The 17,105-nt window shown below is 41.5% G+C and carries 18 protein-coding genes and 1 other annotated feature; all 18 genes read right to left on the bottom strand.

Annotated features, from left to right (window positions below; all coding sequences use genetic code 11):
* Positions 1-61 precede the first annotated feature (61 nt).
* On the bottom strand, positions 62-1,414 hold the full coding sequence (locus LCL91_RS02555; RefSeq protein WP_425589649.1) for a solute carrier family 23 protein: 1,353 nt from the start codon (positions 1,412-1,414) through the stop codon (positions 62-64).
* Between the two features lie 110 nt (positions 1,415-1,524).
* A complete protein-coding gene (gene pyrR / locus LCL91_RS02550; RefSeq protein WP_224879682.1) occupies positions 1,525-2,067 on the bottom strand; it encodes a bifunctional pyr operon transcriptional regulator/uracil phosphoribosyltransferase PyrR in 543 nt (180 codons plus the stop codon).
* 193 nt (positions 2,068-2,260) lie between these two features.
* A complete protein-coding gene (locus LCL91_RS02545) occupies positions 2,261-3,175 on the bottom strand; it encodes an RluA family pseudouridine synthase (protein WP_224879679.1) in 915 nt (304 codons plus the stop codon).
* Positions 3,175-3,636 (bottom strand): signal peptidase II, encoded by a 462-nt coding sequence (gene lspA / locus LCL91_RS02540; RefSeq protein WP_098445727.1) that lies wholly within the window; start codon positions 3,634-3,636, stop codon positions 3,175-3,177. Before lspA ends, LCL91_RS02545 begins: the two co-directional genes overlap by 1 nt.
* Before the next feature lie 134 nt (positions 3,637-3,770).
* Positions 3,771-6,527 (bottom strand): isoleucine--tRNA ligase, encoded by a 2,757-nt coding sequence (gene ileS, locus LCL91_RS02535; protein WP_224879677.1) that lies wholly within the window; start codon positions 6,525-6,527, stop codon positions 3,771-3,773.
* A 95-nt stretch (positions 6,528-6,622) separates the two neighbouring features.
* Positions 6,623-6,833: a binding site (T-box leader), on the bottom strand.
* Between the two features lie 75 nt (positions 6,834-6,908).
* Positions 6,909-7,421: a DivIVA domain-containing protein gene (locus tag LCL91_RS02530; RefSeq protein ID WP_098443316.1), complete on the bottom strand. Its 513-nt coding sequence runs from the start codon at positions 7,419-7,421 to the stop codon at positions 6,909-6,911.
* Between the two features lie 89 nt (positions 7,422-7,510).
* Positions 7,511-8,284 carry an RNA-binding protein gene (locus LCL91_RS02525; RefSeq protein ID WP_224879674.1) on the bottom strand — a complete coding sequence of 258 codons (774 nt, stop codon included), beginning with the start codon at positions 8,282-8,284 and terminating at the stop codon, positions 7,511-7,513.
* Positions 8,284-8,547 (bottom strand): YggT family protein, encoded by a 264-nt coding sequence (locus tag LCL91_RS02520; RefSeq protein ID WP_224879672.1) that lies wholly within the window; start codon positions 8,545-8,547, stop codon positions 8,284-8,286. The genes LCL91_RS02525 and LCL91_RS02520 overlap by 1 nt, the downstream gene beginning before the upstream one ends.
* 19 nt (positions 8,548-8,566) lie before the next feature.
* Positions 8,567-8,998, bottom strand: a complete 432-nt coding sequence (locus tag LCL91_RS02515) for a cell division protein SepF (protein WP_160919267.1) — start codon at positions 8,996-8,998, stop codon at positions 8,567-8,569.
* 27 nt (positions 8,999-9,025) lie between these two features.
* Complete coding sequence (locus LCL91_RS02510) at positions 9,026-9,703, bottom strand: YggS family pyridoxal phosphate-dependent enzyme (protein ID WP_224879670.1); 678 nt, start codon at positions 9,701-9,703, stop codon at positions 9,026-9,028.
* A gap of 7 nt (positions 9,704-9,710) precedes the next feature.
* The gene (pgeF, locus tag LCL91_RS02505; RefSeq protein WP_224879668.1) at positions 9,711-10,538 is read right to left on the bottom strand and encodes a peptidoglycan editing factor PgeF; all 828 of its coding nucleotides are present in this window, start codon (positions 10,536-10,538) and stop codon (positions 9,711-9,713) included.
* 93 nt (positions 10,539-10,631) lie between these two features.
* Positions 10,632-10,901, bottom strand: coding sequence for a YlmC/YmxH family sporulation protein (locus LCL91_RS02500; protein WP_098443312.1), 270 nt, complete (start codon positions 10,899-10,901; stop codon positions 10,632-10,634).
* Positions 10,902-10,971: 70 nt separating this feature from the next.
* Positions 10,972-11,751, bottom strand: a complete 780-nt coding sequence (sigG, locus tag LCL91_RS02495) for an RNA polymerase sporulation sigma factor SigG (protein WP_159782310.1) — start codon at positions 11,749-11,751, stop codon at positions 10,972-10,974.
* 83 nt (positions 11,752-11,834) lie between these two features.
* Entirely contained in the window at positions 11,835-12,554 is a 720-nt protein-coding gene (gene sigE, locus LCL91_RS02490) for an RNA polymerase sporulation sigma factor SigE (protein ID WP_224879666.1), read from the bottom strand.
* A gap of 34 nt (positions 12,555-12,588) precedes the next feature.
* A complete protein-coding gene (gene spoIIGA / locus LCL91_RS02485) occupies positions 12,589-13,506 on the bottom strand; it encodes a sigma-E processing peptidase SpoIIGA (protein WP_224879664.1) in 918 nt (305 codons plus the stop codon).
* A 174-nt stretch (positions 13,507-13,680) separates the two neighbouring features.
* Complete coding sequence (gene thrB, locus LCL91_RS02480) at positions 13,681-14,604, bottom strand: homoserine kinase (protein ID WP_224879662.1); 924 nt, start codon at positions 14,602-14,604, stop codon at positions 13,681-13,683.
* On the bottom strand, positions 14,601-15,656 hold the full coding sequence (gene thrC, locus LCL91_RS02475) for a threonine synthase (RefSeq protein WP_224879660.1): 1,056 nt from the start codon (positions 15,654-15,656) through the stop codon (positions 14,601-14,603). Before thrC ends, thrB begins: the two co-directional genes overlap by 4 nt.
* Positions 15,656-16,948, bottom strand: a complete 1,293-nt coding sequence (locus LCL91_RS02470) for a homoserine dehydrogenase (RefSeq protein WP_224879658.1) — start codon at positions 16,946-16,948, stop codon at positions 15,656-15,658. The genes thrC and LCL91_RS02470 overlap by 1 nt, the downstream gene beginning before the upstream one ends.
* Positions 16,949-17,105: the final 157 nt, after the last annotated feature.

Raw genomic sequence — 17,105 nt, 5'->3', positions numbered from 1 at the left:
TAAGGAAACGCATCTCTTTCCCACCCTTTTAGGTCTCTCTGTACCTTTTTAAAGGATGATGCTATGCAGCTGGTTCGTTATTTTCAAGATCTTCTTCAAACATTTTTTCGACTGCTTGCTGTGAGCTTCCACCAGGCAAGATCAGGTTGAGCGTAATACCGATGATTGTTGCAAGAGCCATTCCTGCAATTTGCAAGTTATCACTAACCTGGATGAAGGCGCCGCCTACACCAATGACTAGGATTACGGAAGAGATAATCAAGTTGCGCTTTTCACCGAGATCAATTTTGTTATCAATCAGCATGCGTAATCCAGATGAAGCAATAATTCCGAAAAGAAGGATTGATACTCCGCCCATGACGGCCGTTGGAATTGTTGAAATAAGCGCTGTTATTTTTCCTACAAAGCCGAACATGAGTGCGAGCACAGCAGCTCCTCCGATAACAAACACGCTGAATACTCGTGTAATCGCAAGCACGCCGATGTTTTCGCCGTAAGTTGTGTTTGGCGGTCCACCAAGGCAAGAGGCAATCATTGTCGCTACGCCATCACCAAGAATAGAACGATGAAGACCTGGTGTTTTTAAGAAATTTTTTCCGGCTACTTTACTTAAGACCATCTGATCGCCAATGTGTTCAGCGATTGTGACAACCGCAATGGGAACCATGATGAACAGAATTTCCCAAGAGAAGACGTCTACTGGGTTGTAATCTGCAAACGGGATGATAAAGTCGGGCATTTGAAAGAATGAAGCTTCTTTAATCGGTGTTAAGTCCACAATGCCCATAAAGTAAGCAAATGTATATCCTGATACGATGCCGATTAAGATCGGGATCAGGCTGAAAAATCCTCTTAAAAACATTGAAGCAAGAATGGTGATCCCAAGCGTAACAAGCGCGACAGTAAAGTGTGTGCCGCTATAAGCTTCCGTTGCCGGGTTGTTCATGGCCATGTCAATCGCCGTTCCCGCAAGTCCAAGCCCAATCACCATAATGACCGGTCCTACAACGATCGGCGGCAGCAGCTTTAAGAGCCAGTTTAAGCCAAGTGTTCGAATGCCGATTGCAACTAATCCATAAACAATTCCTGCAAAGAAACTTCCGATCATCGCTCCTTCAGGGCCGTGTAAGGATACTGCTGATATGATTGGCGCGATGAAGGCGAATGATGAGCCGAGATAAGCAGGAATCCGACCTTTCGTAATGAAAAGATACGCAAGTGTACCAAGTCCACTTGAAACAAGAGCGACGGCCGGATCAAGTCCGACGAGGAATGGAACTAATATCGTTGCGCCAAACATGGCGAATAAATGCTGTAAGCTTAATGTGAGCCAACTTGATGGTTTTGGAACGTCTCGAATACCTAGTACTTGTTTCATGATGTTTTCCTCCTTGAATGTGCGTGTCCCGGCCATGCTTACAAAAAAACTCCTTGCATGGCCGCAAGGAGGTACACGCGTCTCCTTAAATGGAACGCGTCTCCTCCCTTGGCCGTCTCTCTGGACGGAATTAAAGGGAGCACGATTTATGATTGTGTTAAGCTAACTTGATCAAAGTCATCTACTTCTGTAAGAGCAACTTCAATGATTTCTTCTTTTGACGTGGGCACGTTTTTCCCGACGTAATCAGGTCGAATCGGTAATTCTCGATGTCCGCGATCGACTAGCACAGCTAGTTGAATCTGTGATGGACGACCGAGATCCATTAAAGCGTCCATTGCTGCACGAACGGTTCTACCGGTATAAAGGACGTCGTCAATGAGAATCACTTTCTGATTGCTCACATCTTTTGATATGCTTGTTCCTTTAATCAGCGGATCCTGATCTTCATTTTTGTGAGTTAAGTCATCGCGATACATCGTGATGTCCACTTCTCCTACTGAAATCGCTGAGCCTTCGATTTGCTCAATTCGTTCAGCTAACCTTTCAGCTAAATAGATGCCTCGGGTTTTTATTCCAACAAGCATTGTATTTTCAATGCCTTTATTGCGTTCGAGTATTTCATGCGCAATTCTTGTTAGTGCTCTTCGAATCGCTTGATCATCTAGCAAAATTCGCTTGTTTTCCATGATGACCGCCCCTCTCTCTTTCTATTCCTAAGCAGTAAAAAAACCCTTTCGCCATGAGGGCAAAAGGGTTCTTGGGCATACAAATGTAGCGTTCGTACGCAGACGATTTTCCTTTGCAGCCTCACGGGACTGTCGTTAAAGGGTATGCTGTTGTCTACAAAGAGTATCGCAGAGATCTTCTTGAAAGTCAACCTTAATCTTGTCTAAGTCTTTTTAATAAGCGTTCAATGTCTTCGGGAATAGGCGCAGAGAATTCAAGCCACTCTTCCGTTACAGGGTGACGAAAACCAAGTACTCCTGCATGGAGCGCCTGACCGTCAATTGGAAGCGACTTTCTTCTTGGTCCGTATTTCGGGTCTCCTGCGACAGGATGATCGATATACTTCATGTGCACGCGAATTTGATGCGTCCGACCTGTTTCAAGCTTACACTCCACATACGTATATTGCTTATACCGCTCAAGCACACGAAAATGTGTAACAGCATCGCGACTATTCTCATCCGTCACCGTCATTTTTTGACGATCTTGACGATCTCGTCCGATTGGAGCATCAATCGTGCCTACATCATGCTGAATATTGCCATGTACAATGGCCGTATACAGTCTGTTAACTGTTTTGGCTTGCAGTTGCTTTACGAGTGATTCATGCGCCTTATCGTTTTTAGCAACCATCAACAAACCTGATGTATCTTTATCAATTCTGTGCACAATTCCAGGGCGAACAACGCCATTAATGCCGCTTAGGTCATTTACTTGATACATTAGTCCATTTACAAGCGTGCCGCTAGCGTGTCCCGGTGCAGGATGAACAACCATACCACGAGGCTTGTTCACGACAAGTACATCTGCATCTTCATAAACGATCTCAAGATTTAAGTTCTCCGCAACAATTTCTAACTCCTCAGGCTCTGGAACGGTTACTTCAATTTCATCGCCAGCTGTTGCTTTATAATTGCCTTTTACTGCTTCACCATTTACTTGAATGTTTTTTTCTTTAATCCAAGTTTGAACCTGGCTACGTGACCAGTCACTTTCATAAGAAGTAATGAGCTTATCAATTCGCTCACCTTTTTCTTCTTCTGCTACTTTAAATGTGAATTTTTCCATTAGTTTTCCCCTTTAGCCTGCTTACTTTCAAAAATAGTTCCGATAAAAATGAGAATAACTCCTACAACAAGGGATGCATCAGCAACGTTAAAAATCGGGAAGTCATAAGAAAAGATGAACGTGTTTACAAAATCCACTACTTCTCCTCGAAGGACTCGATCAATAAAGTTCCCAATTGCACCACCAAGTATGAGTGCGAGCGTTACACTAACGAAACGGCTATGTTTATACTGTCTCATATAATAAATAACCGCTCCAATAACGAAAATCGTTATAATATAAAAGAAAATCATCTGTCCTTGAAGGATTCCGAAGGCCGCGCCCCGGTTTCGATGAGATGTGAGAGAAAGAAAACCATCGATCAATGTTATGTTTTCACCATATTCCATATACTTCACAACAAGCCATTTGGTCCACTGATCAAGTACAATGATGCCAATGGCTATGAGATATTTCCACACGAGCGCTCCTCCGATCAAATGTTACTTCCTATGAAAGTTTAGCACAGCTTGCTTCAGCAGACAATCGAAACTGCGATTGCCATATAGAAAAGACGCTTTGCAATTGCAAAGCGTCTTTTCGTTAACGATCACGATTAGTAATGATTTTTAACCGTTTCAGCACAGCTAGCACAAAGAGTTGGGTACTCGCTATCAGTGCCAACATCTGTTTTCACTTGCCAGCAGCGCTCACACGTTTCTCCTTCAGCAGGTGAAACAGCGATTGCTAGTTCTTCATATACTTTCGCTTCTGCAGGTGCTTCAGCCTTCGTACCGGCAACTGTAGCACCAGATACGATAAAGAGCTTCTCAAGATTAGCTACGCCTTCAAGCAACTGCTTCGTGCCCTTATCAGCGTAAATATGAAGCTGAGCTGTTAATGATTTCCCGATTACTTTCTCGTTACGTGCTTCTTCTAATGCTTTAAGCACTTCATCGCGAAGTTCCATAACATGATCCCATTTTTGCTCTAGATCTGCAGTGCCTTCAAAGTTTTTCACTTCCGGCATATCAGAAAGCTGTACATACTCTTCCTTCTCACCAGGAACATACTGCCAAACTTCCTCAGCTGTATGCGGGATAATTGGAGAAAGAAGTTTTGTTAACGCTACAGCCGTCTGATAAAGAACAGTTTGAATCGCACGGCGTTTTGGATGATCTTCATGCTCGATATAAAGCGTATCTTTTGCAATATCAAGGTAGAAGGAACTCATTTCAATTGTGAAGAAGTTATGAATGGTGTTGTAAACCGTTAAGAATTGATACTCATCGTAAGCTTTCTTCACTTTTGATACTAAGTTGTTTAGCTTCACAAGCATATATTGATCAAGTTCACCTAGATTTTCATAAGCGACTTGATGCTGAGTTGGATCAAAGCCTTCCAAGTTACCAAGCATAAAGCGGAATGTGTTACGGATTTTACGATACACTTCAGCTACTTGTTTTAAAATATCATCTGAGACTCTCACGTCAGCCTGGTAATCAGCTGATGAAACCCAAAGACGAAGGATATCTGCGCCTAATTGCTTCATCACATCGTTTGGTACCATCGTGTTTCCAAGCGATTTACTCATTTTCTTTCCTTCACCATCGAGGATAAAGCCGTGGCTTAGAACCGCTTTATAAGGTGCTTTTCCAGTTACAGCTACAGCTGTTGAAAGAGATGAGTTAAACCATCCACGATACTGATCAGAACCTTCAAGATACAAGTCAGCAGGACGAACGAGATCACTACGCTCTTCTAGTACAGCCTGGTGAGATGAACCTGAATCAAACCAAACGTCCATGATGTCCATTTCTTTCCGGAATTCTCCGTTCGGACTGTGCTCTGAAGTAAATCCTTCAGGAAGAAGGTCTTTTGCATCCCACTCAAACCAGATGTTAGATCCGTGTTCACGGAATAGGTCTGATACGTGAGAAATTGTTTCATCTGTGATGATTGGCTCATTATTCTCGCCATAAAATACCGGAATCGGAACGCCCCACGCACGTTGACGAGAGATACACCAATCTTCACGATCCTTCACCATATTGTGAAGGCGAATCTCGCCCCAAGTAGGGAACCAATTCACATCTGCCACAGCTTGAAGTAGCTCTGGACGAAACTCTTTAATAGAAGCAAACCATTGTTCTGTTGCACGGAAGATAATTGGTTTCTTCGTACGCCAATCATGTGGATAAGAGTGAGTGAAGAACGTAAGCTTTACGAGAGCGCCTGCTTCTTCAAGCTTCTCTGTTATTGGCTTATTCGCTTTATCATAAAACATTCCTTCAAAACCAGGAGCTTCATCTGTAAAGACGCCTTTCTCATCAACCGGGCAAAGGATATCAAGTTTATACTTTCGTCCAATCAAGTAGTCATCTTCCCCGTGTCCAGGAGCCGTATGAACGCATCCTGTACCAGCGTCAAGCGTGACATGATCACCAAGAATAACAAGAGACTCCCGGTCATAGATCGGATGCTGAGCTGTTACGTATTCAAGCTCGCTACCTTTAACGCGCTTTACTTCACTTACGTTCGTCCATTCAAACTCTTCTTTTAACTGATCAACAAGCTCTGTTGCAACGACGTATTTTGTTCCGTCAGCATCAACAACGCTGTACTCAAATTTCTCGTTTAATGCAATCGCAAGGTTAGAAGGGATCGTCCATGGTGTTGTAGTCCAGATAATAAACTTCTCATCACCTGCAAGCACACCTTTACCGTCTTTAACATCAAATGCAACATAGATGGAAGGAGAGCGCTTATCATGATACTCGATTTCAGCTTCTGCTAATGCAGATTCAGAAGTTGGAGACCAGTAAACGGTTTTCTTATCTTTGTAGATATAACCGCGCTTCGCCATTTCACCAAACACTTTGATTTGTTGCGCTTCGTAGCCTTTATGAAGTGTGATGTACGGGTTATCCCAATCGCCTCGAACACCAAGACGCTTAAACTGCTCGCGCTGACGATCGACTTGTTTTAATGCGTACTCTTCACATTTCTTTCTAAATTCAGCTACTGTTAACTTTTTACGATCAACGCCTTTTTTTGTTAACGCCTGCTCAATTGGAAGGCCGTGTGTATCCCAACCAGGAACGTAAGGGGCATTGAAACCGTTCATTGATTTATAACGAACGATAATATCCTTCAACACTTTGTTTTCAGCGTGCCCCATATGAATGTCACCATTCGCATATGGAGGGCCATCATGTAGCACAAACAAAGGACGATCTTTCGTTCTTTCCTGTACTTTTTCATAAAGATTGATGTTTTCCCATTCTTTTTGCATATCAGGCTCTTTATTTGGTAAATTTCCTCTCATCGGAAATTTAGTTTTTGGCATTAAGAGCGTTTCTTTAAAGCTCATGAGGTTTCCTCCTTCAACTTATAACGACCAACATCCGTAGCGCGAATATCCTCGGCATCACTTTTGTCACATACAAAAAAACCTTCTCGTCCCCGAATAGGGACGAGAAGGTTTTTCCCGTGGTACCACCCAAATTAAGCTTTACGCTCACTTTGCATTCGTAACGTGAATGATTCGCCGAGGCTTACTTATCGTTCAGCACGGGACTCAGGGACGATCTTCCCTAATTGTTTAACACCGGCTCACACCATACCCGGCTCGCTTTGTTAAGTAAGAATTAGGTACTCTTCCCATCTTCGTCGATCGTTATTGCTATTACTAGAAGTATAGTTTAAATAAAAATAAGAAGTCAAGGAAATGACAAAAAAATAAATAAGTGCATTACGCTTTTTCTTCGATTTGTTCCTGCTGCTCTTCTTCCTCTTCTTCAAATCGAGCTACAAGACCATCCCAGTCTTCGTTATTAAGCATTTCGAGTTGAGCTTCAACTAGCATACGAAAACGCGTGCGATAAACGGCAGCTTGTTTCTTTAGCTCTTCGTTATCCATTGAAATCTTACGCGCTTTTGCAAGTGAATCATTAATAATGCGATCGGCATTTTTTTCTGCTTCTTTCACAATAAGCTGAGATTCTTTTTTGGCATTCTGTCTTACTTCTTCTGCTGATTCTTGTGCAACTAAGATCGACTTGTTTAACGTTTCTTCCAGGTTAGAGAAATGTCCTAGTCGTTCTTCTAATAGTTTCACTCTCTCATTCAATTCTTTCTTTTCTCTGATTACCGTTTCATAATCTTTAATTACCTGATCGAGAAATTCATTGACCTCATCTTCATCATAACCGCGGAAACCGCGAGTAAACTCTTTGTTATGAATATCTAATGGTGTTAAAGGCAATTCAGCCACCTCCGATTTACTCTCATTTCATATACCCGGCTTAATCCTATTTCGACAGCGATTTGGATATTCCTTCTATATGTGACAAACTATTTACGAATTTGATAAGTGATTCGCCATTTATCTCGCTTTGTTTTCCCATCGATTGAAACAACTTTACTTCTACCTGAGCCTCTAAGAGATAAGTAATCTCCCTCTTTCACTTCAGCAGAAGGTTGACTAACAATCTTCCAGTTTAATTTCGCACGATCATGTTCAATCATCGTACTAACTTTACCTCTTGAGAGGTTATAAACTTCAGCCAGAACAGTATCTAGTCTAAGACTAGTTACCGTCCCTGCCTGCTCGTCCCATACTGCTTCAGGTAAATGTAAATGTTCAAGTGAAATTTCTACTGGAGAAAGAGAAGCTTTACCAGCTTGCGTCAAATTCATTTGAACAAAGTCTGCAATTTCCTTTGCGACAATAAGATGTGCAAGACTTTCATTTACGATGATATCCCCAAACTTCTCTCGTTTTATCCCGAGGCCCATCATTGCACCAAGCAAATCAGGGTGCGTAAGTGTAACGAACTTAGCTGGATATGTAATTTCAAATGCTGTTATTTCGAAATCTTCGATTGAAGGCTCAAAGTAAGGTGGAACAAGAAGAGCCCTTTGACGTTCAGACCCTACCACTCCACCTGAGAAAAACACTCCCACATCAGGATGATTTCCTATGATTTGTCTCACCATATCCTGCTCTCGCGGATCTAGAAAATCTGTTAATCTGGGCGCATATCTTTCCTGAACCTCATCTTGCCACTGCAAAACGCGATCCACAAAGGTCCGTTCTTCAGGGCGGTAATGTTCGTAAATCGACATTAACTTACGAAACTAAAGAGAGCAGCGATTCCGTATTGGACGAATTGAAGCGCAAAGATCGCAACAATCGGTGAAATGTCAAGCATACCTCCGATTGGTGGAATGAATTTGCGAAACGGTGCAAGATATGGCTCTGCAATCGAAGCAATCATCTGGCCAATTGAAGATTCTCTTGCATTTGGAATCCATGACATAAAAATGTAAATGATGAGAATCCACGTATAAATTTGTACTGCTGAAATTAAGATTGAAGCAATGTTCAAACTCTTCACCCTTTCTTACTTACTCGTCTTCATAAATTTCATCTGTGATATTTCCTGAAATTTCAACGTTATCCGGCGTACATAAGAATGTCTCCGGACCAAGCTTTTGAATATCGCCCCCAACAGCATAGACGGTTCCACTTAAAAAGTCGACAATTCGTCTTGCCTGATCCTGCGGAATACGTTGAAGATTCATGACAACGGACTTCCGATTCTTCACATGATCAGCAATATCCTGAGCTTCAGCATACACTCTAGGTTCCACTAGCACAACTCTTGAGTTCTTATGAACGCTTTGAAGACTGACAACATTTTGTTTGCTTTTTCGATTTGCCCTGCTTACTTCAGGCTCTTCTTCTTCCATATAGGCTTCGTTCTCCTGCTGCTCATCCAATTCTATTGTCTCATCATCAAGTTCAAAGAACTGTTTGAATTTCGTCTTAATACCCAATTCCCTGCACCTCCTGGAGAGCTTAATTTATTTTTCATTACCGACAAGTGACGATCCAATTCGAACGTAAGTTGCACCTTCTTCAACTGCAATTTCATAATCGTTAGACATGCCCATCGAAAGCTCGTTACAAGGTGCATGACTGAGTGAAAGGTTTTGAATACGTTCTCCAAGCTCCCGGAGTTGCTTAAAGACTGATCGAATTTCATTACGATTATCTGTATGCGGCGCCATTGTCATTAACCCAATCACTTTAATCGATGAGAACTCTTTCAGCGATTCAATAAAAGGAATCGTATCATCTAATGATAAGCCATGCTTGGAATCCTCACCGGATACGTTCACCTGTACAAAACAGTTAATTTCACGATCGGCTCGTTTCTGTATTTCTTTTGCTAAAGAACGACGATCAAGTGAATGAATATAATCTACAAATGGAAGAACTTCTTTTACTTTACGTGATTGTAGCGTGCCGATAAAGTGCCAGGAGGGCGTTGTGCCAAGTGCTTCCACTTTTTCTAAAAGTCCTTCATCACGACTTTCACCAAAATGCGTCAATCCTGCATCAAGCGCTTCTTTTGTCCGTTTAACACTTACGTATTTTGTAACGGCTACCACGTTGACACGCTCTGGATTTCGACTAGAAGCTTCGGCTGCTGCGTTTATTTGTTTTTTAATCGTAGTGAAACTTTCTCTTACATCCACGTTAATGCTATACCTCCCCGAGTCCTATGTATGCCATCATTCTTCCTGTTTTCCCTTCTTCCTTTCGGTGAGAAAAAAACAGATTGCTGCAGCTTGTACAGTAGCTACTAATTGATAGATGACTTAATTGAACACCAGCCTTTAGAAGCAATTCCCGATTAACAGCTTTTAAATCAAGCTGATATTTTCCTTTTGACGTCTCTTCATACAGTGTAGCTTTATTTAAAAGGAGTGAATTGACCTGATTGACTACTCCATCATCAACTTCGTAACAGCACTTCCCAATAGACGGTCCTATCGCTGCATAAATATCCTCAGCCTTTATACCATCTTGCTTCCAAGCATTGATCATCTCTCCAGCAATATTCTTCGTCGTTCCTTTCCACCCTGCGTGGGCAAGACCAACCCGATTCGCTTTTGGAGCATAAAAATATAATGGAACACAATCTGCATAAAGAGCCGTTAATAAAACATCCTGATCATCTGTATATAACCCGTCGACGCTCGAAATCGCATCGTGATGATCCGTTGATCCACGTCCTTTATCTTTTGAAACAACCTCTGCAAGAGCCGCGCCGTGGATTTGTTCTCCAACGACCCACTGATGTAGTGGTCGCTCAATATCACCAGCAAGAATTTCTCGGTTCTTGAGCACATCTTTCGCTTCATCTGGTACGTGAAATCCAAGATTCAAGCTAGAAAACGGAGTCTGGCTAACTCCGTTTCTGCGAGTCGAAAAACCTGCAATTGGTTGATTTTTTCGCTCAGCTTGATCTGGAAATTTCAGTTCCAGTGAAGTTTGTTTCATTGTTGCATGAAATGGTTCGTTCGCCACAATTGCACCCCTTTATACCATGATACAGTTTATACCTTATTTTATCATAATATGTTGAAGCTAAGGGAGATAGATTGTTACATCTTTCTGAGCTTACGATTCTTTCTGAAAAGATTCGCCATCTGCCGTATCGTGATGTCGTACTAAAATCACGTCTGAACCAATCTTAACAATGTTTCGCCATGGAATAACAACATCGCTTTCTCTTGCGAATAAGCCCATCATCTTACCTGCACCCGGAATCACAATCGCTTCTATTTTACCTGTAGTTAAATTAATTTCCAGATCAGCGATGTGACCTAATTTTCGTCCGTTCGATACGTTCACAACATCTTTAACCTGAAATTCAGAAATTTTTATCATGACGCACCCACCTTTCAACTCATTATATGAAATGCAGGCAAAAGAAAAGACCTGTTTCTCAGGTCTCATTCTAACTTTGAATATTTTTATTCATTTGATGGATCGCGGCTTTTTCAAGACGAGATACCTGGGCTTGTGATATCCCGATCTCATCCGCTACTTCCATTTGGGTTTTCCCCTGGAAAAACCGCATTTGTAAAATCATATTTTCTCGCTGATTTAATCGAGTCATCGCTTCTTTAAGTGCAATATCCTCTAACCACTGAATATCCTTTTGTTTATCGTCGCTGATTTGATCCATTACAAAGATCGGATCACCGCCATCATTATAGATCGGTTCAAATAATGAAACGGGATCCTGAATCGCGTCAAGAGCAAAGACAACCTCTTCTTTCGTGACGCCTAGCTCTTTTGCAATTTCAGTGGGATTTGGTTCTTTAGAATTCTTCGTCATTAACTTATCTCTAATCTGGAGAGACTTATAAGCGATATCTCGTAATGATCGCGAAACCCGAATCGGGTTATTGTCACGGAGATATCTACGAATTTCACCGATAATCATCGGCACTGCATAAGTAGAGAATTTCACGTTTTGCCCTAAATCAAAGTTATCTATGGATTTCATCAGGCCAATACACCCTACCTGAAAAAGATCATCCACATATTCTCCTCGATTATTGAATCGTTGGATCACGCTTAGAACTAGCCTTAAATTTCCGTTAACTAATTCTTCACGTGCAGATATATCCCCTTCCTGCATCTGCTTAAAAAGAATTCTCATCTTCTCATTTTTAAGCACAGGAAGTTTGGAGGTATCTACTCCACAAATCTCGACTTTGTTTCGTGTCAACTCATTCCCTCCTCATCGGAGATGCTGTCAAAGTAAAGTATCTCCGCGAGTGGGAATTTTATGCATCTATTCTCTTAACATGCTTAGACCATTTTATTGAATTCTTTTCGAAGACGTTTTATGATGCGTTTTTCAAGCCTGGAAATATAAGATTGAGATATACCGAGAAGATCTGCGACATCTTTTTGCGTTTTCTCTTCTTCACCCGCTAGACCAAATCTTAACTCCATGATTTGTTTTTCTCGTGGATTTAGTGTTTCTAACGCTTTAACAAGCAGACGACGATCTACGCGAGCTTCAATTCCTTTCGTAATAATATCTTCATCTGTCCCGAGAACGTCTGATAGAAGCAGTTCATTCCCATCCCAGTCCACATTAAGCGGCTCATCAAACGATACTTCAGATCGGATTTTATTATTTCTTCTCAAGAACATCAAAATCTCATTTTCAATACACCGTGAAGCGTAAGTAGCAAGTTTGATTTTTTTCTCAGGATTAAACGTGTTCACAGCTTTAATTAATCCTATTGTTCCTATGCTTATCAAATCTTCAATATTAATTCCCGTATTCTCAAATTTGCGCGCTATATAAACGACCAAACGAAGGTTCCGTTCAATTAAGATCGACCTTGCCGCTTTATCTCCTTTAGGTAATTGAATCAACAAATGTGCTTCTTCGTCTTTGGATAGAGGAGGAGGAAGCGCTTCGCTTCCTCCTATGTAATAAATTTCATCAGGTTTAATTCCTAATTTCAATAATATCCGCTGCCACCAGAGAACAATCTTAATTCTTATTTTCCCCATCCAAAACTCCTCCTTGATCGTCTTGAATTATCTTCTATGACGCAGTCGCCTTATGTCCTGTCAGCATTTTCGGATGAAGTATGCACGAATAATCTTTTTCTCCAGAAATGGAATGAAAACTTAACCCAATAAGCACTTTCTTTACTGTTAACGAACGATCTTCTAATGAGATCATCACTTCATCCGGCTTTACAGCACACAAGAATTGGTGATCTTGTCCGACTGCTCGAAACGGAACAATTCGTAACCTGTGTTCCCAACGATCCCCCTCTCCCTCTTCTTGAAAATCCGTGATGTTTTTTGCTTTCTCAATTAATGCTGGCGGAAAGTTTGATTCATGTACGGTCATATCAAGAATCATTACCGGTGAGTTACTTAATGGATCTTGAAGCTGATTGCCACTATCGATCAATCCAATTGCGGAAATTGTTACCTCATCAATTCGGATTAACACATTGGCCAATTGATCAAAATGTATGCGTGTTGTTTCAAGTTTCTCAACTCTCCTTTTTGAAAAAAGCCAGACTACTGGAAAGCCGATTAAGACAAATGCCCAACTTATCGGATCACCAAATCCAGTACTTTTTGTCGCGATTGCTCCGTTAACGACCGTCATGTCTTGCTGAAAAAAGTAATGAGCCCCCATCATTCCTCCGCCGATCATAAACGTCACAAAGTAGAAAAGAAGCCAACACTGGAAAAAACTACGGAATCGAGTAAATCCAAACGTCATGAAAACAATTACGAAGGAGTAAAGGAGTTTCATCAGCGGAAGTGTCATAAAACTCAGTGATGGCACAAAAAGAAAAAGAACGTAAAAGGAAGCAACCAATGCACCTGTCGCAAGTCGTCTTTTCTTAACTTGTTTCTTTAGCAGTATCCCGGTTAGGGCAAGTAGCATATAATCGAAACAAAAATTCAATAGCCAAATCACATCAAGGTATACTGCCACTAAGTACCTCCCCCCTTGCGATTTTGATTCTAAGTATAGACTAATTTGACAGATAAACCTGTCAGATTGTGCCGGTTAGACTGAGGTTATTTTGGATAATTATCACTAGTTTTGTCAGTCATCAACTATTACTCTCAAATAGAAAAAGCCGCCCTTTTTGAGGGCGACTTCTTCTTAGATTGATTGATTTTCATAAGCTCCAACGGTTACTTCTATCCCGGTAGACGTTGGGCGAAGCACTTCGCATTGGTAAATCGGAAAACGCTTTGCTAGTGATTGTTGAAGATACTCTGAGGAGCCACTTGGAGCAAAGACAATTAATGTTGGTCCAGCTCCACTTAACGCAGCACCATAGCCACCATGACTTATTGCAAATTCATGGACTTGTTCAAGATCAGGTACAAGGTGCTTTCGATATGGCTGATGAAAAAGATCACGCGCCATTAATTTACCAGCTAACTTCCAATTGTTTTGGAGTGCAGCCCCAATAAAAAGATTTGCAATACTACTCGCTTCCACCGCTTCCTCATAAGGTAACATATTAGGAAGAACAGAACGAGAATCTGTTGTTTTCAATTTATGATTAGGAATTAAGGCGACCATTTCTAAATCCATTACTTTATGTGATATCGTGTCTAAACCCTCTTGCCCTGCAGCGATGACTAAACCACCATAAAGAGAGGCAGCAACGTTATCAGCATGGCCTTCAAACGCCGTCGCAATTTGCACTTTTTTCTCTAGCGTTAGACCAAGTGCCATTGCGTAATCTGCTATTTCTACAGCCGCTACAATCGCTGCAGCACTACTCCCCAGCCCTCTTTCTAAAGGAAGCTCGCTCGTCATCGTGACAGTGAAAGGCCTCGGCTCTCTCCCTTCCCCATACTTTCTCCCAATTTCTTCAACTGTTTGATAGATCATATTGTCTTTTCCAGATGGAAAACGGTCATCAAAATCAATGTAGTGAAAAGACCATTCTGTCGAAGGTTCAATTTTTACATGTAAATAACGATTGATGGCAAGACCAATTGAATCAAATCCCGGTCCAAGGTTTGACGTGCTTCCTGGAACTTTTAAGTAAAGACATTCGTCTTTTATCAATGGCTGACACATCCCTTAAGTTCTTCAAGAAACGCTGTTTTATCTGCTGCGACAACGCGTGGTTTCGCGATCACATTTTCCATCGCAGTTGCAGGATCTTTCAATCCATTACCTGTTAAGACCGCAACTACTTTTGTTCCTTTCTCAATCTCGCCAGAAGCGACTTGTTTCATAACTCCTGCCACTGAAGCACAAGAAGCTGGTTCTGCAAAGACACCCTCTTTTTTAGCAAGTTCCTGATAAGCATGCAGGATTTCATCATCCGTTACACTATCAATTTTCCCCTTTGACTCGATAACAGCCTCCTCAGCCAGATGCCAGCTAGCCGGATTTCCGATCCGGATCGCCGTAGCAATTGTTTCTGGATTCGGAATGATTTTCTTTTGAACAATTGCTGCTGACCCTTCAGCCTCGAATCCTCGCATTTGCGGGCGATTTTCTTCTGAGACATATTCTTTGAAGCCTTTCCAATAAGCTGAAATGTTACCCGCATTTCCAACAGGAATAGCTAGCACATCTGGAGCCTCACCTAGCTGGTCACAGACTTCAAAAGCCGCTGTTTTTTGCCCTTCTAAACGATAAGGATTAACAGAGTTTACGAGTGCAATCGGTTCTGTTTCAGCAATATCACGAACCATTCGTAACGCTTCATCAAAATTTCCATCAATCTCAAAAATTTCTGCACCATAAATCATTGCCTGAGCTAGCTTTCCAAGCGCTACTTTTCCTTTTGGAATAACGATGATACAGCGTAAACCTGCCCTTGCTCCATAAGCTGCTGCTGCGGCTGCTGTGTTGCCAGTTGATGCGCAAATGATCGCATCACTGCCTTCTTCCTTTGCTTTCGCAACCGCCATCACCATACCACGATCTTTAAAAGAGCCAGTCGGGTTCGCCCCTTCAATTTTAACGTGTAGAGAGATCCCAAGTTCATCTGACAGCTGATCAAGCTTTAAGAGAGGGGTATTCCCTTCATTTAAAGTGAGCTGCGGCGTTTCCTCTGTAAGAGGTAAATATTCTTTATAATGCTTAATTAGTCCGTTCCAGCTCATTACATTCCCTCCACGCGGTAGCGACTTTTCACTTCTACAACAACGTCCAGATCTCTTAATCGATTATGAACGTCCTCAAATGCTCTCTGATTTGTTTCATGTGTGATGATGACAAGTTCTGCAGTTCCTTTATTGACAACAGGTTCTTGAATTAATTTTTCTAAACTTAGTCCACGGTCCTGGAAGAGATGTGAGATCTTAGAAAAAGCTCCAGGTTCATCTTTTACAATCAAGCGAATAAAATGCTTACTTTTGATTTGTTCATCATCTTTAAGCTTACGATCATGCTGTGGAAGAATAACACTTTTTCCATTCACGCCTAGTCTCATGTTCTTAATCACTGCAACAAGATCCGATACAACAGCCGTTGCGGTTGGCAACTGGCCAGCACCAGGGCCGTAGAACATCGTTTCTCCAACGGCTTCACCGTATACATAGACAGCATTGTACTCATCGTTAACGGAAGCTAATGGGTGCCTTGACGGAAGCAAGGTTGGCTGAACGGATAACTCAATCGAACCATCTGTTGAACTTGCAATTCCCAATAATTTAATGGTGTAACCTAGCTTTTTACTATAGGCAATATCTTCTTCATCTACTCGAGTAATGCCTTCTACCTTAACGTCGTCTAAACCTACTTTCATTGAAAAACCGAGCGTTCCAAGAATAACCATCTTCCTAGCAGCATCAAGTCCTTCTACATCCGCTGTAGGATCTGCTTCTGCAAAGCCTAGCTCCTGTGCTTCTTTTAATACGCTATCGTAAGGAACATTGTTTTTTGTCATCTTGGTTAAAATATAGTTTGTTGTCCCATTTACGATCCCCATTAATTTCGTAATGCGGTCGGAAGATAATCCTTCTACTAAACTTCTAAGGATCGGAATCCCACCTGCTACGCTAGCTTCATAGAAAAGATCACTTTCATTCTCAACCGCAGCGCTTAGTAACTCTCTTCCATGAATGGCCATCAAATCTTTATTTGCAGTCACAACGTGCTTATGATTTTGAAGTGATGATAGAATAAATTCTTTTGCTTGATCAATTCCACCAATGACTTCAATCACTACGTCAACTTCGGGATTATTGATGACATCATCTGGATCAAGTGTTAGAACACTTTCATCTAAATCTACGCCTCGTGCTTTATCCATATCTCTTACAAGAACTTTAGCTACTTTCACTTCACAGCCAACTCGTTGCTGCAATTCCTTTTGATGAGAATCAATCATATGTACGACACCACTACCAACTGTTCCTAGTCCTAATAATCCAACTGATACGCAATTCTTCATTTTCTCTCCACTCCTTTGTCCTTCTGGTGAGGACACTTGTTTTTATATAATGGACATTATACGTGTGATTGCCCATGAACACAACACCATTTTCAGAAAAAATATAATTTTTACTATGTTAACAAATGTTAGAAGAGGAAAGCAACTCACATTTTTA

Source organism: Guptibacillus hwajinpoensis (assembly GCF_020171785.1).
GTDB classification, from domain to species: domain Bacteria; phylum Bacillota; class Bacilli; order Bacillales; family Guptibacillaceae; genus Guptibacillus; species Guptibacillus sedimenti.
Note: the sequence above shows the minus strand (reverse complement) of the source record. Positions and strands in the feature narration are given on the sequence as shown.

Excerpts from the sequence above, each read along its gene's own strand:
- ileS (WP_224879677.1), bottom strand. The coding sequence starts at position 6,527 with ATGAGCTTTAAAGAAACGCTCTTAATGCCAAAAACTAAATTTCCGATG.
- LCL91_RS02470 (WP_224879658.1), bottom strand. The coding sequence starts at position 16,948 with ATGAAGAATTGCGTATCAGTTGGATTATTAGGACTAGGAACAGTTGGT.
- sigE (WP_224879666.1), bottom strand. The coding sequence starts at position 12,554 with ATGGGGAAAATAAGAATTAAGATTGTTCTCTGGTGGCAGCGGATATTA.
- LCL91_RS02545 (WP_224879679.1), bottom strand. The coding sequence starts at position 3,175 with ATGGAAAAATTCACATTTAAAGTAGCAGAAGAAGAAAAAGGTGAGCGA.
- LCL91_RS02525 (WP_224879674.1), bottom strand. The coding sequence starts at position 8,284 with ATGTCGATTTACGAACATTACCGCCCTGAAGAACGGACCTTTGTGGAT.
- LCL91_RS02555 (WP_425589649.1), bottom strand. The coding sequence starts at position 1,414 with ATGGCCGGGACACGCACATTCAAGGAGGAAAACATCATGAAACAAGTA.
- thrC (WP_224879660.1), bottom strand. The coding sequence starts at position 15,656 with ATGAGCTGGAACGGACTAATTAAGCATTATAAAGAATATTTACCTCTT.
- pyrR (WP_224879682.1), bottom strand. The coding sequence starts at position 2,067 with ATGGAAAACAAGCGAATTTTGCTAGATGATCAAGCGATTCGAAGAGCA.
- LCL91_RS02500 (WP_098443312.1), bottom strand. The coding sequence starts at position 10,901 with ATGATAAAAATTTCTGAATTTCAGGTTAAAGATGTTGTGAACGTATCG.